General features: G+C 66.6%; 19 protein-coding genes. 7 read left to right on the plus strand and 12 right to left on the minus strand.

The window, feature by feature from the left end; all coding sequences use genetic code 11:
- Positions 1 to 29 precede the first annotated feature (29 nt).
- The 4 genes from ACIPXZ_RS03620 to ACIPXZ_RS03635 form a co-directional block, all read right to left on the minus strand.
- Positions 30 to 1,568: an amino acid permease gene (locus ACIPXZ_RS03620; protein ID WP_400590772.1), complete on the minus strand. Its 1,539-nt coding sequence runs from the start codon at positions 1,566 to 1,568 to the stop codon at positions 30 to 32.
- Positions 1,569 to 1,659: 91 nt separating this feature from the next.
- A complete protein-coding gene (locus tag ACIPXZ_RS03625) occupies positions 1,660 to 2,505 on the minus strand; it encodes an alkaline phosphatase family protein (protein ID WP_400590773.1) in 846 nt (281 codons plus the stop codon).
- A gap of 140 nt (positions 2,506 to 2,645) precedes the next feature.
- On the minus strand, positions 2,646 to 4,688 hold the full coding sequence (locus ACIPXZ_RS03630) for a right-handed parallel beta-helix repeat-containing protein (RefSeq protein ID WP_400590774.1): 2,043 nt from the start codon (positions 4,686 to 4,688) through the stop codon (positions 2,646 to 2,648).
- A 90-nt stretch (positions 4,689 to 4,778) separates the two neighbouring features.
- The gene (locus ACIPXZ_RS03635; RefSeq protein WP_400590775.1) at positions 4,779 to 5,933 is read right to left on the minus strand and encodes an ROK family protein; all 1,155 of its coding nucleotides are present in this window, start codon (positions 5,931 to 5,933) and stop codon (positions 4,779 to 4,781) included.
- Between the two features lie 92 nt (positions 5,934 to 6,025).
- Between ACIPXZ_RS03635 and ACIPXZ_RS03640 the strand changes: the two genes are divergently transcribed.
- The 4 genes from ACIPXZ_RS03640 to ACIPXZ_RS03655 are packed head-to-tail and all read left to right on the plus strand — an operon-like array spanning position 6,026 to position 10,447.
- Complete coding sequence (locus ACIPXZ_RS03640) at positions 6,026 to 7,318, plus strand: Gfo/Idh/MocA family protein (RefSeq protein WP_400590776.1); 1,293 nt, start codon at positions 6,026 to 6,028, stop codon at positions 7,316 to 7,318.
- Positions 7,315 to 8,607, plus strand: coding sequence for an extracellular solute-binding protein (locus tag ACIPXZ_RS03645; RefSeq protein ID WP_400590777.1), 1,293 nt, complete (start codon positions 7,315 to 7,317; stop codon positions 8,605 to 8,607). The genes ACIPXZ_RS03640 and ACIPXZ_RS03645 overlap by 4 nt, the downstream gene beginning before the upstream one ends.
- Positions 8,604 to 9,563, plus strand: a complete 960-nt coding sequence (locus ACIPXZ_RS03650) for a carbohydrate ABC transporter permease (RefSeq protein WP_400590778.1) — start codon at positions 8,604 to 8,606, stop codon at positions 9,561 to 9,563. The genes ACIPXZ_RS03645 and ACIPXZ_RS03650 overlap by 4 nt, the downstream gene beginning before the upstream one ends.
- Entirely contained in the window at positions 9,560 to 10,447 is an 888-nt protein-coding gene (locus tag ACIPXZ_RS03655; RefSeq protein WP_400590779.1) for a carbohydrate ABC transporter permease, read from the plus strand. The genes ACIPXZ_RS03650 and ACIPXZ_RS03655 overlap by 4 nt, the downstream gene beginning before the upstream one ends.
- 76 nt (positions 10,448 to 10,523) lie before the next feature.
- On the opposite strand, the gene ACIPXZ_RS03660 is transcribed toward ACIPXZ_RS03655, so the two are convergent.
- From ACIPXZ_RS03660 to ACIPXZ_RS03685, 6 genes are all read right to left on the minus strand, one after another.
- The gene (locus ACIPXZ_RS03660; protein ID WP_400590780.1) at positions 10,524 to 11,129 is read right to left on the minus strand and encodes a DUF3349 domain-containing protein; all 606 of its coding nucleotides are present in this window, start codon (positions 11,127 to 11,129) and stop codon (positions 10,524 to 10,526) included.
- A complete protein-coding gene (locus tag ACIPXZ_RS03665) occupies positions 11,126 to 11,419 on the minus strand; it encodes a hypothetical protein (RefSeq protein WP_400590781.1) in 294 nt (97 codons plus the stop codon). Before ACIPXZ_RS03665 ends, ACIPXZ_RS03660 begins: the two co-directional genes overlap by 4 nt.
- Before the next feature lie 17 nt (positions 11,420 to 11,436).
- Positions 11,437 to 12,624 carry an anion permease gene (locus tag ACIPXZ_RS03670; RefSeq protein ID WP_400590782.1) on the minus strand — a complete coding sequence of 396 codons (1,188 nt, stop codon included), beginning with the start codon at positions 12,622 to 12,624 and terminating at the stop codon, positions 11,437 to 11,439.
- A gap of 134 nt (positions 12,625 to 12,758) precedes the next feature.
- Positions 12,759 to 13,622 carry a hypothetical protein gene (locus tag ACIPXZ_RS03675; RefSeq protein WP_400590783.1) on the minus strand — a complete coding sequence of 288 codons (864 nt, stop codon included), beginning with the start codon at positions 13,620 to 13,622 and terminating at the stop codon, positions 12,759 to 12,761.
- Positions 13,619 to 14,110, minus strand: coding sequence for a DUF6114 domain-containing protein (locus ACIPXZ_RS03680; protein ID WP_400590784.1), 492 nt, complete (start codon positions 14,108 to 14,110; stop codon positions 13,619 to 13,621). The genes ACIPXZ_RS03675 and ACIPXZ_RS03680 overlap by 4 nt, the downstream gene beginning before the upstream one ends.
- Positions 14,101 to 14,715 (minus strand): DUF6230 family protein, encoded by a 615-nt coding sequence (locus ACIPXZ_RS03685; RefSeq protein WP_400590785.1) that lies wholly within the window; start codon positions 14,713 to 14,715, stop codon positions 14,101 to 14,103. The genes ACIPXZ_RS03680 and ACIPXZ_RS03685 overlap by 10 nt, the downstream gene beginning before the upstream one ends.
- A 120-nt stretch (positions 14,716 to 14,835) precedes the next feature.
- Between ACIPXZ_RS03685 and ACIPXZ_RS03690 the strand changes: the two genes are divergently transcribed.
- Both ACIPXZ_RS03690 and ACIPXZ_RS03695 read left to right on the plus strand, forming a co-directional pair.
- Positions 14,836 to 15,435 (plus strand): TetR/AcrR family transcriptional regulator, encoded by a 600-nt coding sequence (locus tag ACIPXZ_RS03690; RefSeq protein ID WP_400590786.1) that lies wholly within the window; start codon positions 14,836 to 14,838, stop codon positions 15,433 to 15,435.
- 28 nt (positions 15,436 to 15,463) lie between these two features.
- Entirely contained in the window at positions 15,464 to 16,258 is a 795-nt protein-coding gene (locus ACIPXZ_RS03695; RefSeq protein ID WP_400590787.1) for an MBL fold metallo-hydrolase, read from the plus strand.
- Here the strand turns inward: ACIPXZ_RS03695 and ACIPXZ_RS03700 are convergent.
- Positions 16,255 to 16,836, minus strand: a complete 582-nt coding sequence (locus tag ACIPXZ_RS03700; RefSeq protein ID WP_400590788.1) for a GNAT family N-acetyltransferase — start codon at positions 16,834 to 16,836, stop codon at positions 16,255 to 16,257. The two genes, ACIPXZ_RS03695 and ACIPXZ_RS03700, sit on opposite strands and share 4 nt — an antisense overlap.
- A gap of 66 nt (positions 16,837 to 16,902) precedes the next feature.
- On the opposite strand from ACIPXZ_RS03700, the gene ACIPXZ_RS03705 reads away from it, so the two are divergent.
- Positions 16,903 to 18,060 (plus strand): SLC13 family permease, encoded by a 1,158-nt coding sequence (locus tag ACIPXZ_RS03705; protein ID WP_400590789.1) that lies wholly within the window; start codon positions 16,903 to 16,905, stop codon positions 18,058 to 18,060.
- On the opposite strand, the gene trpS is transcribed toward ACIPXZ_RS03705, so the two are convergent.
- Positions 18,054 to 19,088, minus strand: a complete 1,035-nt coding sequence (trpS, locus tag ACIPXZ_RS03710) for a tryptophan--tRNA ligase (RefSeq protein WP_400590790.1) — start codon at positions 19,086 to 19,088, stop codon at positions 18,054 to 18,056. The genes ACIPXZ_RS03705 and trpS overlap by 7 nt on opposite strands.
- Between the last annotated feature and the right edge of the window lie 25 nt (positions 19,089 to 19,113).

Raw genomic sequence — 19,113 nt, forward strand, 5'->3', positions numbered from 1 at the left:
CGCAGGCTCCTTCCACCGCGTATTGGCGCTTACTCTTCCAGAAGTTCTTCGGCTTTCAGCGTCAGATGGCTCTCCTCCTCTTGCGTCATGAAGTGTTTGCGACCGTTGGTGAACCAGAGCGCCGTGGCGATCAGAAGGACCACGACGACGGCGATCGGTGCGTAGTTGAAGGTGTCCACCGTGATCGGGGTGACCGGCGGGAGGATGAACAGGATGATGATGAAGACCACCCACACCACGGCGATCCAGCCGATCACGGTGCTCCAGCGGCCCAGGTTCCAGCGGCCCGGCACGAAGTTCTTGTCCAGCCGGCGCAGGAAGACCGGGGTGACGTATGCGATGTACAGGCCGATCACGGCGATGGACGTCACCGCCAGGTATGCGGTGGTGTTGAACAGTGCGGGAATCGTCAGCAGAACGGAGAGACCGACGCACAGCCAGATCGAGTTGGTGGGGGTTCCGGTCCGCGGGTTCACCTGGGACCAGAGCCGGGAACCGGGAATGGCGTTGTCGCGGGAGAATGCGTAGCTCATGCGCGAGTTGGCCGTGACGGAGGCCATGCCGCAGAAGAACTGGGCGCCGCAGACGATGAACAGCAGGAACTTCGCCACGGTCGGGTTGTTGAGGGAGTCCAGGAAGATCTGGGCCGGAGGGAGGCCTGTGGGGGTTGCTGCGAGTGCCGCGAGTCCTTCCTGGCTGCCGTCCTGGATTGCGGCGGTGATGGAGTAGAGCAGGATCCAGCCGCCGATGAGCGAGATGACGACACTCATGACGATGCCCCGCGGCGCGGCCAGCGTGGCGTTCTTGGTCTCCTCCGCCACGTGAGCCGAGGCGTCGTAGCCCGTGTAGGTGTACTGGGCCATCAGCAGGCCCATGAGGAAGACGTAGGGGCCGAATTCCCAGCCGGTCTCGTTGTGCCAGGCCGTGAACGTCCAGGCGACGTCCTGGTGCTTGGTCGGCAGGATCCACAGCGCACCGATGATCACGAGCGAGCCGCCGATGTGCCACCAGGCCGAGACATTGGACAGGAGGCTGACGAGCGTCACTCCGAAGGTGTTGAGCAGACCGTGGATCACGATGATCACCACGAAGAGCAGGAACGTGCTTCCCGCCGAGGGTTCGACGCCCCACACGAGGTTGGCGAAGGCCATCATCGTGGTGGCCGCGCCGAAGTCGATGGCCGCGGTGACCGCCACCTCTCCGAGGAAGTTGAACCAGCCGACGAACCAGGCCCATTGACGCTTGTTGCGTTTCGCCAGGCGGCCGGCCCAGAAGTACAGGCCGCCGGCCGTCGGGTACTTGGAACAGACCTCGGCCATGGCGAGCGCCACGCAGAGGACGAAGGCTCCCACCAGGGGCCAGCCGATGTTGATGGCGGCCGGCCCACCGGACTTCAGGGCGATCGAGTAGGAGGTGATGCATCCCGCCAGGATCGAGATGATCGAGAAGGACACTGCGAAGTTTGAGAACGCGGACATGCCGCGGTGGAGTTCTTGCTTGTAGCCGAGTTCGGCCAAGGCCGCCGCGTCGGCATCCAGGGCGTCATCCGCCGTCGATTTTTCACTCATGCACTCTGCCTCACTCACGTTGGAGCACGGGGTTGATGCAGATAGCGTGACGCGAATCACATGATTAAGTCAATGGTCTGACTTCAGACATTTAATTCATCGCGGAGCCCTCCAGCTCCCAGGAAGGCTCCACCTCGACCCCCAGGACGCTCAGGACATGAGGGTGGATGTCCGCGTGGTCGACGCCGTCACCCCGCGTGATGCCTGGGCCCGCGGCGCAGATCCACGCCGTCCGCTCCTCGTCACTGTCCCCGCCGTGGTGCCCGGCGTCCCGATGCCCGTGGTCGGTCACCACGATGACGGTCCATTCCTCCTCGTCACGGCCCGGACGGGAATCGATCGCGGCCAGCATCACCCCGATCTGCTCGTCACAGCCCTCGATGGCGGCGCGATATCGCGGGGTCACGCCTTCGTGATGGCCCACCATGTCCACCAGCAGAAGGTAGGCGAACGTCACAGTGGGAGCATCGCGGAGCAGACGTCGCGCCACCCGTGACGTGACCGCCTCGTCCATGAGCGCGATGGTGTCCAGCTCCCCGTCCTCCGAATCGGCGGGGAACGCCGGGCGGTAGCCTCCGGGCGCGAAGACGGGCCCGCCGGCCGCAGGGGTGACGAGAGGGCCCCAGGCGGCCGCCGCGAAGGTGCTCGCTCCGGGAACCAGTTCGCGGACCCTGCTCAGGAAGTCCGGATAGCGGTCCAATCGGTGTCCTTCCAGCCGATTGTCCCGGATCAAGTGCCGGTCCGAATAGACCCCACTGGCCACAGTGGACCAGACAGGGCCCGAGATCGTCGGGTTACGCTCATCGACCCGGACCGGGGCCAGGAATCCCCGGGACGCCAGGGCGTCAAGAACAGGGGTGTCAGCGGCCACCAGGCTGTCGTAGCGGCAGCCGTCGACGCCGATCACCAGGACGTGCTGCTTCTTCACTGCGGACATCTTCTCGTCTTTCGTCGCGCCGGGCATTCAGCCGGCGATTTCCGGATACGACAGCGTGGCTCCCGCCCGGGCGGGAGCCACGCCTACTCTGTCAGGCACCGGTCCGGGGGCTCAAGCCCCCTTCCGGTCAAGCCTAAGAGTCACCGAGTGGAGATCTCACTCACCGCCAGGTTGCCCCAGCTGAGGTTGGCGGCCTTGACCAGCAGACGGATCTTGCCCGTGGTCACGGCGGCCGGCAGCTGGACCGATTTCCGTTCCACCTGAGCGGAGCTGCCAGTCCAGCTCAGCTGCGCGTTGGACAGCTGCGTGACCCAGGCGGCGCCGTCCCAGCTCTGGACATCGAAGGTCTTGATGCCCTGCCCCGTGCCGAAGATCGTCGCCAGTTCCACCGCGTTCACGGTGCGAAGGCTGGGGAACTCCAGCGTGATGGTTCCCGGGAACTGCACCCCGCTCGATGGGCTCGCCCACGGCGTCAGATCACTGCCGTCGGCGATCGCAGCGGGCGTGGTCGACTGGCCGTTGCCGAAGCTCGTGGTGACCGTGGGGGCCGCCTCATTGAGCCCCTGCCCGGCCACCGACTGCACCGCACCCAGGTCAACCATCCCGGACGGAAGCGGTGTCCCGCGGACATCGCGGCCGCCGTCGAGCGGGATGTCCAGGCCCTGGCCGACGACCGGAGACCCCGACGTCGGCGTGTAGCCGGAGAGCTGGTTGATCGAGGCCGCAGCACCCGGAGCACTCAGTCCCGCGGTACCGCTGAGCGGAGCCCGCTCCCGTGTGGGGATGGGCCCGCTCTGATAGAAGTTGCGGTCGTAGCTCACGGCATCGGAGTCCCGGTAGGCGAGATTGGCTCCGTTGTAGATGATGTTGTTCCGGAAGGAGACGTTGGAGACCGAAGTGTTCCAGACCTTGACCATGCTGAACTGTGCGTGATCAGGGTTGTTGGCGATGAACGAGGTCAATGGCGTCCAGATCGTGTTGTTGTAGATGTCGATGTTCTTCGCGTTCGTGGACAGGGCGAAGATCTGATTGCCGTCGCCTTGACTGACGTTGTAACGGATGGTGGCCTCGGCGGGCCCGGTGCCGGTCGAGACGGCGATGAAGAAGCCCCCCTCGTTGTCGTGGCTGTAGTTGTACTGCACGACGCTGCGGTGCACGGAGGCATCGGCGTCGAAGCCGTTCCCGTCACTCGCCAGACCCCAGTACTTCGTCCCGGAAACCTCGTTGTACTCCACCACGGTGTCGTCCGCCCCGGCCCACCAGATGCCCACGTTGCCGTGGTTCTGAGCGGTCTTGTCGACACGGTTGTGATCGATCCGTGCGCCCTGCGCCTGCATCACGGTGATGCCGCCGGCCGAGATGTCGTGCACGGTGTTTCCGCTGACCACGACGCCGGTGCTCGGCGTCCAGGCGCGGTAGCCGCCCGCGGGCACCGGCATGAAGTCCCAGAGGTCGTTCCAGCCCTCGCGCTGCATCCAGGAGGACCAGGTGACGATGCCGTAGGAGCGGGAGTTGGCCACTTCGTTGCCGGAGATCGTGAGGTTCCGGTAGTAGGTGGGCGTGGCGCTCCCGAGGGCCGAGACGATGATCCCGCCCACCGAGGGATTCGAGCTGTCGTTGCCGCTCGTGGCGCCCTGGATGTCGTGGACGTAGTTGCCCGTCACCGACACACGGTCCACGGGGCCGTAATCGCCGGCGGTGACCTGAATGCCGATCCGCGGCGTGACCCCTGAGCCGGTGTTGGTCACCTCCAGTCCGCTGACGGTGATGTCGTGCTGATTGGCTACCTTCACCGTCGCGTCGACGACGCCGCCGCCGTCGAGGCGGGGCTTGACTCCACTCCCGTAGCTCCCGACGACGATGGGCGCCGCTTCGGTGCCGGAGCCTCGGGTCGCGAGCTGGCCGCTCCACTGCCCCCCGGCCTTGAACAACACGTGATCCCCGGGATTGAGAGTCTGAGCCGAAACCTTGCTCAGGCTCTTCCACGCCGTCCCAGGCGACAGGCCGTCTGCGGCGTCGCTTCCGGTGGGGTCGACATAGTAGGTCGCGGCGCTCGCCGCCTGCGGTCCGGCCGGTCCGTCTCCGGCCGTCAGCGTCCGGGCTGACGCCGGGCCGAGCCCGGTCGTCAGAAGCAGGCCGCTGCTGGCAAGGACGACGCCGATGGTACTGATCCGTCGCTTCATGGCACTCCTCATCGAGGTACTAATGCAAGGAGTTTTAATTAAGTACAGGCGGCCCGGGCCTCCGTCAAGGGTTCGTCGATGGATTTCGTCTCAGAGCGGCAGAGGGTCCGGGAGCGCCCGGTCGACGTCGTACAGCTGCTCCTCGACGAGGTTCAGCGCGTGCCTCACCGCCCCGGCGACCACGGCCCGCTCCCCCAGGGCCGACAGGCTCAGGCTGGGCGCTTCGATGCACAACGGCTCGAGGTAGCGCGCGAGCGGTTCCAGCAGGATGTCCCCTGAACGCGAGACACCACCTCCCAGCACGACAAGCTCGGGATCCAGCGTGAGGACCAGCGCCGCAATGCCTTCAGCGAGGTCACTCGCGTACCGTTCGACCGCCCAGCGCGCCTCGACATTCCCGCCTTTCGCCGCCTCGAATACGGTCGCCGCCACGGCTTCGCCGGGCATCCCCGGCTCCAGTCCGGAGAAGGCGGCCAGTCGTTCCGGCGCGCGATGCCAGCCCACCAGAGGCAATGCGCCGATCTCTCCCGAGAGGCCTCGGGCGCCCCGGTAAAGGCGTCCATTGATGAACAGACCCGCTCCCGTGCGCATGCCGCAATGGATATAGGCCACTTCGCTGAATCCCGCCGCCACCCCCTGCCACGCCTCGGCCATGGCGGCGAGGTTGCAGTCGTTCTCCACCACGACAGGGCAGTCGTACACCGCACCCCACTCGCCCGCCAGGTCCGTTCCGGCCCACCCGGGGAGCGCCACGGAGTGGGTCACCACACCACGAGGACTGACCGTTCCCGTGGTCGCGATGCAGACGGCGGACAACGCTTCCGGACCGAGTCCCGCGTCCTTTACCGCATGGGCGGCCACCCGCCGGGCCGCTGCCAGCCGAGCGGCGGGTGGATCGCCAGGCCCGACGGGACCAGAGGCCCCTCCGACCGCTTCGCCCGACAGATCGGCCACCACCGCTCGCACCGTGACCGAGCCGATGTCCACTCCCATGATGTAGCCGGATGACGCCCGGAACTCCACCAGGCGTCGAGGCCTGCCCACCTGCCCGGCCTCCGGCTCCTTGGCCGCCAGCCACCCGGACCCCAGGAAGTCGTCCACGATCCCCTCCACCGTGGGGCGGGAGAGACCGCTCTGAGCGGCCAGGTCCGTGAGACCCATGGCTCCGTGCTCGCGCAACAGTCTCATGGTCAGCACGGCATTCTGCCGTCTGAGTCTCGTGGTGTCTCCTCGACGCAATTCCATGTTCACTCCTTCGCCGGCTCTTGACAGCCCCGCCCCCGGAGCCTCAGATTAAAGAAACTTCTTTTAATTTCTATCCATAGTCAGGGGTACGAGTGCACTCTGCAAGTCCAACAGTGGCCGTCCTGGGAGCAGGGCTCCGCAGCACGGTCTACGCCCGGCGTGCTCTGAGCACCGGTTCCGCACGGATCGTGGCCGTCGCGGAGCCGGACGATGAACGCCGGGAACTCTTCAGACGGGAGCACGGCATCCCGGAGGAGAACGTCTTCCATGACTGGCGGGAGCTGCTCGCCGAAGAACGGCTGGCCGACGCCGTCATCATCGGGACGCAGGACCGCCAGCATCTGGAGCCCGCGCTGGTCGCAGCCGCACGGGGCTACCACCTCCTGCTGGAGAAGCCCATCGCTCCTACGGAAGAGGAGGCCACCCGCATCGTCGAGGCGGCGGAGGCCCATGACGTGATCCTGGCCGTCTGCCATGTGATGCGCTATTCGCCCTACACCCAACGGCTCCGGGAGATCCTCCGCCAGGGCACGATCGGCGAGATCATCAACATCCAGCACCTGGAACAGGTGGGCTGGTGGCATCACGCTCACTCCTTCGTCCGGGGGAACTGGCGCAAGGAGTCCGAGTCCACCTCGTTCCTCCTGGCCAAAGCTTGCCACGACGTCGACTGGGTTGCCTACATGATGGGCGGCCTCCCCCGTCGCGTGTCCTCGTTCGGTGCACTGACGCACTTCCGCCCGGAGTCCCGCCCCGAGGGCGCCGCGGACCGCTGCTGGGATTGTCCTCTGCAAGCCGTCTGCCCGTATTCGGCCAAACGGCTGTACCTCGGCTGCCTCGGCGATTCCGAGAAGGAGTTCTGGCCGCTGGGCGCCGTCACACGGGATGCCACCCCCGAAGGCGTCGAGCACGCGCTCCGCACCGGTCCGTACGGCCGATGCGTCTATGCCTGCGACAACGACGTCGTCGACACCCAGACCGTCTCGCTCGAGTTCGACGGCGGCGCCACGGCCTCCATCACCGTCACCGCCTTCGCGGCGCTTGAACACCGCAAGACACGCATCTTCGGAACCCGCGGTTCGATCGAAGGGGACGGCGAGCGCCTGTGGATCCACGACTTCGTGACCGACACCGTGACCGAGGTCGACACCGGCGAGGGCGCCGATGCCTCCATGGCAGGAGGGCATGGCGGAGCCGATGCTGCTCTCGCCGACGCCTTCTTCGACGCCATCCGGCACACCGATCCCGGCCGCATCCTCACCAGCGGCCGGGACAGCCTCAACACCCACCGAGTGGTCTGGGCCGCGGAACGCGCCCGGCAGCACGGAACCGTGATCACCATCCCTTCAATGACGAAACAGGAAGAATCGGAGTCCAACGCATGATCAAGCAGACAGTGCGGGTCCTCACCGCCGCCGTCGTCGTCGGCACCCTGGCGACCGGGCTGGCCGCCTGCGGTCAGAAGAACAGCCCCGCCGCGGCCAGCAACACGACGCTCAGCTACCGTTCCATCTGGAGCGCGGACGAGCCACAGGCCAAGATCCTCAAGAGCGCCTTGGACGAGTTCGCCGCCAAGGAAGGCCTCACGGTGGACGTCAAGTTCGTCGGGCGTACCGGCGGCGACGCCCTCACCACCGAAATGGCCGCAGGCAAGGGGCCGGACCTCTTCGATGCCGGCTCCGACAATCTGCCGGCCTGGCGCGCCCAGAACCTCGCCGCCCCCGTGGACGATGTCCTGAAAATGGAGGTCCCCGGAGAGAACGGCAAGACCGTCGCCGACGTGATTCCCGTATCCCTCCAGAAGGCGGCCTCCGACGACAAAGGCCTCGGATTCCTCCCGCACACCGCCATTTCGACCGCCGTCTGGTTCGACGCGGCAAAGCACCCCGAGCTCGCATCCAATCCCCCGCGCGACTGGGACGCCTTCATCTCCTACCTGGACAAGGCCAAGGCGGCCGGACGGACCCCCATCTGTCAGGACGGCACCGTCCCTTTCTACAACGTGTACTGGCTGTACTCAGCCCTGGTGAACGCCAATGGCTCCGGCAGCCTGCTCGATCTGCAGAAGAACGCCGACTCCTGGGACAAACCTGAAGTCCTGGACGCCGCCAAGAAGGTCGAACAGCTGGCCAAGGGGGGTTACTTCCAGTCCAACTTCATCGCCACCAAGTATCCGGCGGCCCAGAACGACTGGATTCAGGGCAAGTGCGATCTGAACATCAATGGAACCTGGCTGGCCAGTGAGGTCTCCCCGTCCACCCCGAAGACCGCGGAGATCCGTTCCTTCCAATTGCCCGTGGGCGGCAAGGAGTCGGTGGAGGCCGGTGCCCTGGGCCTCGGTGTCAATGCCAAGGGGAAGAATCAGGAGGTCGCGAAGAAATTCCTGGCCTTCTTCGAGCAGTCCAAGTACCAGGAGCAGATCGCGGCGCAGGCCAACAACATCCCGGCCCGCAGCGACGTCGCGGCTCCCAAGCCGCTCGCCGATGCCCAGAAGGCCCTGGCCGACGCCAAGGACGTACACCTGACCTATGACACCGCCGCGGGCAACAAGGCCTGGTGGAACGACATGTTCCTGCCGCTGGACGATCAGCTCCTGCAGGGCAAGATCAGCGCCGAGCAGTTCGTCCAGCAGGGCAAGCAGAAGTCGGCCCAGATCACGGCCGGCCAGAAATGAGTCAGCTGATCGAAGCCGAGGCGGTCCGGCCGGTCCGGGCCGCCTCGGCGGCGCCCGGCAAGAAGCCCTTGAAATCGTCACGGGAGCGGGTCTTCTGGTCCTTCCTGGCCCCGGCGCTGGTCCTCTACACCCTGCTGTTCGTGCTGCCCTCCTTCTTCGGCCTCTGGGTCAGCCTCACCAAGTGGGCCGGGCCAGGTTCCGAGATGTCCTGGAGGGGATTTCAGAACTACCTCTCGTTGATGGGCAATGAGGCCTTTCTGCGTTCCTTCGTCAATACGCTCGTGCTGGCCGTGGTCAGCGGCGCCTTGGTCTTCGGGGTGACGTTCCTGAGCATGATGGTGCTGCGGCAGCTCAAAGGCCGCTCGTTCATCCGCTCCGTGGTGTTCCTGCCGGTCATCATCTCCCCCATCGCGGTCGGTGCCGCCATCGGCTTCCTGCTCAACCCCGACGGCGTGGTGAACCGGCTGCTCGGCTTCCTCGGCTTCGCACCGATCGGTTTTCTCGGCCCCGACACGGTCTTCGCATGCATCATCGCCGGCGTCGTCTGGTCCGCTTCCGGTCTCTACATCGCGCTCATGCTCTCCGCCATGGACGCGATCCCGGAGACGTTGTACGAATCGGCGGTCCTGTGCGGCGCGTCCAAGTGGCAGCAGTTCCGCTTCATCACGCTCCCGCTGTCCTGGGACGTCTTCGCGGTGGCTTCCGTGCTCTGGGTGGTCAACAGCTTGAAGACCTTCGAGATCGTCATCGCCTTCACCACAGGCGGCGCGGTCGGCGTCCCTCCCCTGCAGGCCCGGACCGTGGCGGTGCAACAGTACAACTCGGTCGTGGTCAGCGGCGGTGTACCGGACCTCGGCGCAGGGGCTGCCATGGGTGTGGTCGTCACCCTGCTGACCATCGTGCTGATCGTCCTGGTCCGCAAGATCACGGCACGTGAACAGGTGGAACTGGCATGACGGTCGCGCTGAGAAGGATCGGCCGCTTCTGCGGCAATGTGTTCGTGCCCTCGTTCACGGTGGGTGCGCTGTGGCTCTGGGTGGCCTTCAACATCGTGCTGGTGCTCTGGATCGGCTTGCAGTCGCTGAAGACCTCCGGGGAGATCCTGCAGAACCCGTTCGGGCTGCCCGCGGATCCCCAGTGGCAGAACTACGGCACGGTGTGGCAGCTGGGACAGTTCGCCTCGGCAGCGTTGAACAGCATCGTGATCACCGGTGTCGGAGCGTTGCTCATCGTGGCGATCTCGGCACCGGCGGCGTATGTTCTGGCGCGCTCCAGCAGAAAAGTGGCGGGACCGCTGACCGCCTACTTCGCCATCGGACTCTCCATTCCGTTGCAGACGCTCGCCGTCCCGATCGTGGTGGCCAAACTGGGCGTCAGCACCTTCATGGTGGACTGGGTCACGGGCTGGTGGGATGACCGCATCACCCTGATGGTGTTCGAGGTGATCTTCTCGCTGCCCTTCGCGGTGTTCGTCCTCACCGGTTTCTTCCGCTCCCTCCCGCGGGAGGTGGAGGAGGCTGCCGAGGTGGATGGGGCCGGGCCGGTCACGCTGTTCCGCCGGATCGTTCTGCCGCTGGCCCGCCCGGGCCTGACCACGGTGCTGGTACTGAACATCATCGGCCTGTGGAATTCGGCACTGCTGGTGATGCTGATCGTCTCCGATCCGGAGCAGCGCACCTTGCCGGTCGCCCTGCTGAACCTGTATTCGGCGATGCAGTACAGCTCGGACTGGGGAGGGCTCTTCGCGGGGATCGTCATTCTGGTCTACCCGATGGTGGTGCTCTACCTCTGGGTCGGGCGCCGGATCATCGACGGCATGACGGCCGGCATGGGCAAGTGAGCCATCGGCGGGAGGGCCGGGCACCTCGTGGGTGCCCGGCCCTCCCGCTCATGCCCGGCGGTCCGGGCCGTCGGTTTCAATCGTCCAGAGGCCACCCGTTGCCCTTGAGCCGCTCCCCCACTCGCTGAACGTCCTCGTCAGCGGGAAGGTCATGCAGGACCTTGGAGATCAGCACCTGAGCGTCGAGCCTGGCGATGGGCGCGCGGGTTCCGTCCGGACGGATCTCGCCGTCGGCGATCAGTTCGGCCGCGATCCCGGCGGCCTCCTCCTCGCTCAGACGCCGCCGCAACAGTGCCAGGAGCGGGACGTAGTCGGTGGCCGGGACCCCCTGGGGGTAACCGGCGCGGAGCCAGGAGACGATCCGGCTCAGCAACCCGGGACGTTCCTCCGGTGCCGGCTCCGCGACCTCCTCCAGACGCCCGAGCGGCCAACCTGCCAGGGCGAGTCGCGACGCGACGAGACGAACGTCCGCTTCGGCAGGCTCCGCCGTCGTACCTTCAGAGCCTTCCCCCGGGGACTGCCGGCACTCCTGCTCCAGACGTGCGGCGAGTTCGCCGTACTGATCCTCCGGGACGGACCTCCGCAGCAGCGCCAGGAGCGGATGGTAGTCCTTGGGCGGCACGCCATCCGGGTAGCCTTCCCGCAGCCAGTTCAGCACCGACGCGGCAAGCCCACCGCTCATTTGGACGCTCCGAAGGGCTGCCAGCCGAAGTAGTGGTGCAGGCTCGACTTGGTGATCCAGAGGACCGCGATCAGCACGATCGCCACCACGACGGCGAACAGTACCCAGGAGGCCGCGGTCAGCGCCGGCCTGCCCGAGGTCACCGTGCCGTCGGACGAGGTGCCCGCCGCGCCGTCATTGCGCAGGCGCAGAGCGACCGCGAAGAGGGCCGGAAGCCCGGCTCCGAAGATCAGGCCCGCCAGAAGGACCCGGAAGGTTGCGAGGGCCATGGAGCCCCAGTCGATGTCCATGGAGTTTCTCCTTCGGTTCAGGCCGCAGCCGGGGTGGAGGGTGCCGGGGCGGGTTCCCACTCGGCGTTGACATTCTGGTGGTCCACCCGCTGCCGCCGGCTGCGCAGGTACATGTAGCCGGACAGGAGGATCAGGACCGCGAAAATGGTCAGTGCGCCTCCCAGCCCGCCGATCAGCTGAGAGACGAGGAAGCAGAGACCACCGACGACGGCGGCCGCCGGCAGGGTGATGACCCACGCTGCCGCCATGCGCAGGGCCACGTTCCAACGGACCTGCGCGCCGGGCTTGCCGACGCCGGAGCCGAGAATGGAGCCCGTGGCCACATGAGTGGTCGAAAGGGCCATCCCGAAGAAGCTCGACGTGAGGATGATGGCGGCCGAGGACGCCTCAGCCGCCATGCCCTGCGGCGACTCGATCTCCACGAGTCCCTTTCCCAGGGTGCGGATGATCCGCCAGCCCCCGAGATAGGTGCCCAGGGCGATCGCCAGGGCGCAGACGAAGATGATCCACACCGGAAGTCCGCTGTTCGTGATGTCGGAAGCGTTCAGGGAGCCGTGCGCGATCAGTGCCAGGGCGATGACGCCCATGGTCTTCTGCGCATCTCCCGTGCCATGGGCCAGGGAGACGAGGGACGCGGTACCGATCTGGCCCCAGCGGAATCCCGCCTCCTGACGCTCGTGGCTGACCTTGCGGGTGATGCGGTAGACCAGGAACGTTCCGACGGCGGCCACGAGTCCCGCGATGACCGGCGAAAGAACGGCGGGGACGAGGATCTTGCCGATGATGCCCGGCCAGTTGACGGTTGCGGCACCGGCGATGCCCGCGCCGATCAGCCCTCCGAACAAGGCGTGCGAGGAACTGCTGGGAAGCCCGAGCAGCCAGGTCAACAGATTCCAGAGGATCCCGCCGATCAGCCCGGCGAAGATGATCAGCATCGCCTTCTCCGCGTCCAGGCCCGGCACCAGGGCACCGGTGCCTGTCTGGATCTTCAGCACGTCTTTGGTGATGGTCGCGGCGACCTCGACTGAGAGGAAGGCCCCTACAAGGTTCAGCACGGCAGAAAGAAGGACGGCGGCCTTCGGTTTCAGCGCACCGGTGGCGATCGAGGTCGCCATGGCGTTGCCGGTGTCATGGAAACCGTTGGTGAAATCGAAGGCGACTGCGGTGATGATCACCAGCAGGAGAATGAGGAACTCGGCGTTCATGCCGTCAGTGTGGCAGTGCGGCCCGGTGCCCGGAAGGGCTCCGGGCCGCACATCCCGCATCCCGCGGACTTCTTCACGCAGTGTTCATCCCGGGGACGGATTGTGTCGTCGTCCGGGCTCTCCGATGACGCGGTTCAGGAACCGACGATCCGCTGATTCGTGTTGGTGTAGCTGATCGAATCGGCGATGCTCCCCACCAGGCCCATGGTCACGCGCAGCAGGCCCGGCTTGACGTCGTCCAGCGGCGGCGGTGTGTCCGTGCCGAGGGTGAGAGCCTTCCCGCTGGATGTCGTGGCCGTGACCGAGCCGAGGTAGACGCTCACGTGTCCTTTGAGGGTCATCGAATCCGCGGTGGTGACCAGCCCGGGGCCTCCCGGAGGCCGCACGGTGAGCGAGAACCCGGTGATCGTGATCGAGTCGGCCGTGATCTTCAGAGCCCGGACCGTGCTTCCGTCGATCGTGGGAACGCTCACGATCCCGATCGAACTGAGCCCGGTGAAGGAGAGTCCCTGCGAGCCCATCGACGCCGGGGTCTTGGTGAAGATCGGTGCGCCGTTCTCACGCTGAGCCTGCACTGGGGCGGTGCTGCTCGGCGAGGGGTTCGGAGTGGCTTTCGGGGAGGACGAGGAGCCGGGAGTTGGACTGGCGGCCGTGCCCGGAGCGGGGTCGCCGCCCGTGGCGCCGGTGCCCGGCGATGACCCTCCGGAGGTGCCGCCCGTGGTTCCTCCCGTGGGAACGGGAGCCGTACTCGGTGCGCCGCCGGATCCAGGGTTCCCGGGGGCGGGCTTTCCAGGAGTGGGGCTGCTCGGCACGGGGGTGCCGGGTGCCGGACTGCTGGGTGCCGGACTGCTGGGCGCTGGGGAGGGGCAGTACAACAGGGGGATGCACCACGACGCCGGCTGGCTCTGCGGTGCCTGGGCGGCACCGAGCATCAGGGGGCTCAGTGCCAGCAGCCCCGCCACGACGGCGGCACCCGCCACACGAGGGCGTGCCGTCATGGGCTGTCCTCCACTGCGACCCCCGCATTCTTCCGTGCGCCACCCATCCACGCCGTCACCAGGATCCCGCCCACGACGGACAGGAGCATGCCGATGAAGAACCCGCCGAGGTTCACGCCGACCAGCGAATACAGACCCACGACGATCGCCAGCACACCGTAGAACACATGGTGGTCCGGCATGGTCATCGCCAGTACTCCGAGGAGCAGGAGCGCGATCGGGATGATGGTGGCCTGTAAGCCCTCGATACCGAGCTGGACGTGAAGGTGGCCGATGTCGAGCTGACCGGAGAAGAACATCTCGATGCCACTGACGGCCACCATGGCGGACCCGATGAAGGGCCGTCCCTTGCTCCAGGCGCGGAATCCCTGGACCTCAGCAGGAGCCTTCGCGCTCTCCACGGCGGCCGGGACATCCCGCCGCTCGCGGCGTGACATGCCCGTCACCATTCCGTCGTCGGCCATCGCCGCATCGCCGTTCAGAAGCATCCCTTGGATCCGTCCGTCAGCTGCAGGCTCATCCCCGTGAGGGTGAACACCGAGGCCTGCGTACTCCAGGCCGTCTGCTGCAGGCCCTTGATGGAGATGGTGTCGGAGTCCTGGGCGAAATCGCCCGCCGTGCCCTTCGCCGATGTGTTGACGGTCGAGGCGTCGACGCCGATGCGGATCTTGCCGAAGGTCGCGTCACCCTTGAGTCCGGTCATGCCGATCTGGAGGTCGGAAGCGCTCGCAGGGTTCCCTCCCCCGCCGGCCTTGATCAGGACGCCGACCTTACCGAGGGGGGTATCGGTGGTGACGGCCTGGCACAGATCGCTCAGGGTGGCGCTCTTGATGTTGGCGATGGCGACTGTGTGATTCTTGCCTTCGGTGTCCTTGGCGACGCCTGCGTACTGGGAGAAGCCGGTGCCTTCGAGCTGCGAGGCGCCGATCTGGAACTGGCTTCCCGAGACGGCGAACGACACGGGCACGGCACCCTGGGCGATACCTCCCATGAGGACCGTCGCGGCCAGGGCGGCCGGAACTGCGACGAGTGTGATGCGACCGGCGTGCGAGGAACCGATTCTGCGGAGACGCTCAGACCTGGGGAACTTCATCGAACCTCCTGAAAAGGGCGCCGACACCTTCGACGACGCGTACTTCTGAAGATAACCACCTTGTTGACTAGGAGTCAATAGAGTGTCCGGGCACACCGCCACAGTCAGTAGACTCATCTCGTGCCCGAATTACAGCGCGCCCGCCTGAGTCCTGAGGAACGCAGGGCCCAGCTCATCGCCACCGGAGTGAACTTCCTGGCGGACCACTCGCTCGACGAGCTGACCATGGATGAACTCGCCCGCCGGGCAGGGGTCTCCCGTCCTCTGCTGTTCCACTATTTCGAGACGCGCCAGGGCATGCAGCTGGCCGTGGTCATCAAAGCCAGGGACAGTCTTCTCGTCTTCACCGAGCCCAGGCTCGAGCTGCCACCCAGGGAGCGGATCCAGGACACCCTGCTCCGCATCACCCAGTTCGTCCAGCAGCACCGCGGCACCTTCTACTCACTGGTCCGCGGCATCGCCAGCGGAGACCCCGCGGTGCGCAAGGTCGTGGACGAGTCCAGGGAGTTGAACGCCGAACGCCTGCGCGACGCCCTGGTCGAGCTCGACCTCCCGGATACGCCCATGCTGCGCGTGGCCCTGCGTTCCTGGGTCGCCTTCGCCGAGGAGACGCTCATCAGCCTCGCGATCGACCGCGACACCCCGGCCGACGACGTCGTGCGCTTCCTCGAGGCCGCCCTGCGCGGCATGGTGAGTGCCACGCGGGAGCTGAACGCCTAGCGCGACACCGAGCGGCTAATGTGACAGGGTGCGTATCGGTGCCCTGGAAGTCCAACCCCTGTTCGACGGACGGGGACGGGAGAATGCCGGCGAGATCATCTCCCGTTTCTCCGTCCCTGACGCCTGGAGATGCCATCCGGAGACGTTCGGCGAGCACGGGCGGTGGGAGTTCCCCGTAGGCGGGTTCCTCATCCGCAGCGGCGAGCGCGTCATCGTCCTGGATGCAGGAGTGGGCCCCATGGACGATGGTCAGTACAAGGGTGGCGAGTTCCTGAACCAGCTGAGGAGTCACGGGGTGGCTGCCGACGAGGTCACGGATGTCGTGTTCAGCCACCTGCACTTCGACCATATCGGCTGGGCGAGCGTGGACGGGACACCGACTTTTCCCCGCGCCACCCACCGGGTCCATGCGGCCGACTGGGAGCACTTCGTGAGCGGCCCCGAGGCGAGGCCCGAGGCCTCGGACAAGCTCAGGCCCATCGAGGACCAGCTGGAGCTTTTCACAGATGATCACGTACTGGCACCCGGCGTGGATGCCCGCTGGAGCCCCGGCCACACGCCGGGGTCGACCGTCTTCGTGCTTTCCTCAGGCGGAGAACGGGCGATTCTGCTGGGCGATGCGGCACACTCGGTCGTCCAGCTCGCCGAACGGGACTGGACGGTGATCTGGGACGTCGACCCGAAGGCCGCGTCCCGGGTGCGGAACCGTCTCGCGGACGAGGCCGCCGAACGGGGAGATCTGGTCGTGGCCGCGCACTTCCCCGAGATGCACTTCGGCCGGGTCGTTCTGAGTAACGGTGAGCGCCGCTTCCTCGCCGTCTAGGCTCGCCCGCGTTCCGCTGGCCTCCCCCGGCGGACCACCGGCCGATCCGGGCTGAGCCGTCCGCACTCGACGAAGCCGGATGTCAGAAACGGCTGGAGCACTCCGGTGAATCTGTTCCTGGTCGCCTGCGGCACCTCAGGATCGACGGGGTAGGCCTCGAGGGGAACATCATGATCATCCGCCCACTCCGCCGCCCCGGAGATCAAGGCACGCATCACCCCGTTCCTGCGCCATGACGACGACACCACGAAGCAGGACAACGTCCACGGGTCGTCGTCCGCGAAGCGGTACGAGCGGTAGCGCGTCGTGAGCCACCGCAGGGAGGATCGCGGGCTCAACCGGGCCCAGCCGACGGGTGCACCGTCGGCAAAGGCCAGCAGCCCGGTCGTCCCCTCGGTCACTTGGCGGTGCAGATCATCACGGTTCTCCCCACGGTCCCTGCGGTGATAGTCCGCGCCGAGAAGCCAGTACTGACACCAGCAACCATTGGAGCCTCCACCGCGGCCGAAAAGCGCCTCCACCGCCGTCCAGTCGTCGGCAGTGGCCGGACGGACGAGGAGCGATGACGTCTTGTCCATGATCCCAATCCTGCGCCCGGAACCACCGACTGGGAAGGGACGGCGACATGCCCGTAGCATCGGATCATGCGTCTTGCCCTGACCGGTCTCGGTCTGCTTCTTCTCGGCGCCCTCGCCATGGTCACCGGGCTCCTTCCCCCCACGGACGCACTGCAGCTGGGCGAGCGCGTGCTGCCGGTGCTGGTGTTTGCCGCAGCAATCACCGTCGTGGCCGAGCTCGCGGCCGATGCCGGGGTCTTCACCGCGGTCGCCGGGGTACTGGCACGCGTCTCCCGGGGCCGGACGCTGGTTCTGTGGTTGTGTGTGGCCGCCCTGTCCATCCTGAGCACGGCGTTCCTCTCCATCGACACAACTGCCGTCCTGCTGACACCCGTCGTCGTGCTTCTGGCCCGTCATGCGGGGCTCCGCCCCTTGCCGTTCGCCCTGACCACCGTCTGGCTCGCGAACACGGCGTCGCTATGGCTTCCCGTCTCCAACCTGAGCAATCTGCTCGCCGCCCCGAAGCTGAGCCCGTCCGGCGCCGGAGGGTTCCTGAGCCTGTTGTGGGCTCCCGCCCTCGTGGCCAGCGTGGTCCCTGTTCTTCTCCTCTTCCTGTTCTTCCGCCGAGAGCTCAGCGGGCGGTTCAGACCGGAACAGACCGCGTCACCGTCGGACCGCGTCCTCTTCTGGAGTTCGGCCGCGACAACGGTGGTCCTGCTGCCACTCCTGACCACTGGGCTGGAGCCATGGATCCCGACGACGGCGGCCGCCGCAGTGCTGCTGATCGTCTTCGCGATCCGACGGCGACGCTCCCTCAGCTGGCGCCTGTTCCCCGGCTCCCTCATCCTCTTCGTCTGTGGGCTTTTCCTCGTCGTGTCGGCAGCACATTCACTGGGCCTCGGACGGCTGCTGGGAGGGCTCGGTCACGGTACCGACCTGCCCGCGCTCCTGGCCATGGCCGGCTCCGGGGCCCTCGGTTCCAACCTCGTGAACAACCTCCCCGCCTATCTGGCGCTCGAACCCGCGGCCGGCACCCCGGTGTCGTTGGCCGCGCTGCTCATCGGCGTCAACGCGGGCCCCCTCGTGACGCCATGGGCTTCCCTTGCCACCCTGCTCTGGCACTCACGGCTCCAGGCGCTCAATGTCAGGGTGAGCTGGCGTGGCTATCTGACCCTCGGTCTGGTGGTCACTCCTCTGACCGTGCTGGCGGCGACCTCGGCGCTCTGGCTGTTCGCGGCTCAATAGACCATCCCCATGGCGTGCCGGACCTCTTCCAAGGTCCGTTCCGCAACGGCCCGTGCATGCTCATTGCCCGCTCGCAGTACAGCCGCCGCGTCCAGTGCACTGAGTTCCGCACGCCGTCGCCGATGCCCGGCCAAGAACTCATTGACCGCCTCGGTGGCGAGCTTCTTCAAGGCACCGCTGCCGGCATCGCCGAGTTCGTCGGCGAGGCTCTGCGGTGTCCGCCCGAGGCACACCGCAGCCGTCGCGAGCAGTCCGGAAACGCCGGGCCGCCCCTCCGGGTCGTAGCTGATGACCCGTTCATCGTCCGTCCGGGCGCCACGGATCACCGCAGCCGTCTCATCCGCGCTCATGCCGAGCGAGATGGCGTTTCCGTAACTCTTGGACATCTTGCGCCCATCCAGGCCGGGAAGCTCCGGTGCATCGGTGATGAGCGCCTCCGGTTCGGGAAAGACCGGCCCGTACCGCTCATTGAAGCGCCGCGCGATGGTCCGGGTGAGCTCCACGTGCGGGAGGTTGTCCTTGCCCACGGGCACCAGATTCCCTTTGCAGAAGAGGATGTCCGCGGCCTGATGGACCGGATAACTCAGCAGCAGGGCGCTGAGGGCACGGCCGGATGCCGCCAGCTCCGCTTTCACCGTCGGGTTCCGGTGCAGCTCGGCCTCGGTGACGAGGCTCAGGAAGGGCAGCATGAGCTGATTCAAGGCAGGAACTGACGAATGCGTGAAAATCGTGGTGTTCCGGGGATCGAGGCCTGCGGCCAAGTAGTCCAGCACGGCGTGATGAACGTTCTCCCTGACCTGCCCCGCGGTCGCACGGTCGGTGATGACCTGGTAGTCGGCCAGGATGACGAAAGTCTCGACACCTGCTCGCTGGAGGTGAACGCGCTCTCTGATCGTCCCGAAGTAGTGGCCGAGATGCAGTCGCCCGGTGGGCCGCTCCCCGGTCAGAACCCTGAACCGGCCGGGGTGTTCGGCGATGTCGGCACGCAAGCCCGGCATACGGAGAGTAGTGGCTTTGAACGAGTCCATGGATGCTCCTTGAGGTTGAGGAGCT

Source organism: Arthrobacter sp. NPDC090010 (genome assembly GCF_044748305.1).
GTDB lineage: Bacteria > Actinomycetota > Actinomycetes > Actinomycetales > Micrococcaceae > Arthrobacter_E.

What these genes read in the sequence shown, in the direction of transcription:
- ACIPXZ_RS03620 (WP_400590772.1), bottom strand. Translation starts at nt 1,568, where the DNA reads ATGAGTGAAAAATCGACGGCGGATGACGCCCTGGATGCCGACGCGGCG.
- ACIPXZ_RS03625 (WP_400590773.1), bottom strand. Translation starts at nt 2,505, where the DNA reads ATGTCCGCAGTGAAGAAGCAGCACGTCCTGGTGATCGGCGTCGACGGC.
- ACIPXZ_RS03630 (WP_400590774.1), bottom strand. Translation starts at nt 4,688, where the DNA reads ATGAAGCGACGGATCAGTACCATCGGCGTCGTCCTTGCCAGCAGCGGC.
- ACIPXZ_RS03635 (WP_400590775.1), bottom strand. Translation starts at nt 5,933, where the DNA reads ATGGAATTGCGTCGAGGAGACACCACGAGACTCAGACGGCAGAATGCC.
- ACIPXZ_RS03645 (WP_400590777.1), top strand. Translation starts at nt 7,315, where the DNA reads ATGATCAAGCAGACAGTGCGGGTCCTCACCGCCGCCGTCGTCGTCGGC.
- ACIPXZ_RS03650 (WP_400590778.1), top strand. Translation starts at nt 8,604, where the DNA reads ATGAGTCAGCTGATCGAAGCCGAGGCGGTCCGGCCGGTCCGGGCCGCC.
- ACIPXZ_RS03655 (WP_400590779.1), top strand. Translation starts at nt 9,560, where the DNA reads ATGACGGTCGCGCTGAGAAGGATCGGCCGCTTCTGCGGCAATGTGTTC.
- ACIPXZ_RS03660 (WP_400590780.1), bottom strand. Translation starts at nt 11,129, where the DNA reads ATGAGCGGTGGGCTTGCCGCGTCGGTGCTGAACTGGCTGCGGGAAGGC.
- ACIPXZ_RS03665 (WP_400590781.1), bottom strand. Translation starts at nt 11,419, where the DNA reads ATGGACATCGACTGGGGCTCCATGGCCCTCGCAACCTTCCGGGTCCTT.
- ACIPXZ_RS03670 (WP_400590782.1), bottom strand. Translation starts at nt 12,624, where the DNA reads ATGAACGCCGAGTTCCTCATTCTCCTGCTGGTGATCATCACCGCAGTC.
- ACIPXZ_RS03675 (WP_400590783.1), bottom strand. Translation starts at nt 13,622, where the DNA reads ATGACGGCACGCCCTCGTGTGGCGGGTGCCGCCGTCGTGGCGGGGCTG.
- ACIPXZ_RS03680 (WP_400590784.1), bottom strand. Translation starts at nt 14,110, where the DNA reads ATGCTTCTGAACGGCGATGCGGCGATGGCCGACGACGGAATGGTGACG.
- ACIPXZ_RS03685 (WP_400590785.1), bottom strand. Translation starts at nt 14,715, where the DNA reads ATGAAGTTCCCCAGGTCTGAGCGTCTCCGCAGAATCGGTTCCTCGCAC.
- ACIPXZ_RS03700 (WP_400590788.1), bottom strand. Translation starts at nt 16,836, where the DNA reads ATGGACAAGACGTCATCGCTCCTCGTCCGTCCGGCCACTGCCGACGAC.
- ACIPXZ_RS03705 (WP_400590789.1), top strand. Translation starts at nt 16,903, where the DNA reads ATGCGTCTTGCCCTGACCGGTCTCGGTCTGCTTCTTCTCGGCGCCCTC.
- trpS (WP_400590790.1), bottom strand. Translation starts at nt 19,088, where the DNA reads ATGGACTCGTTCAAAGCCACTACTCTCCGTATGCCGGGCTTGCGTGCC.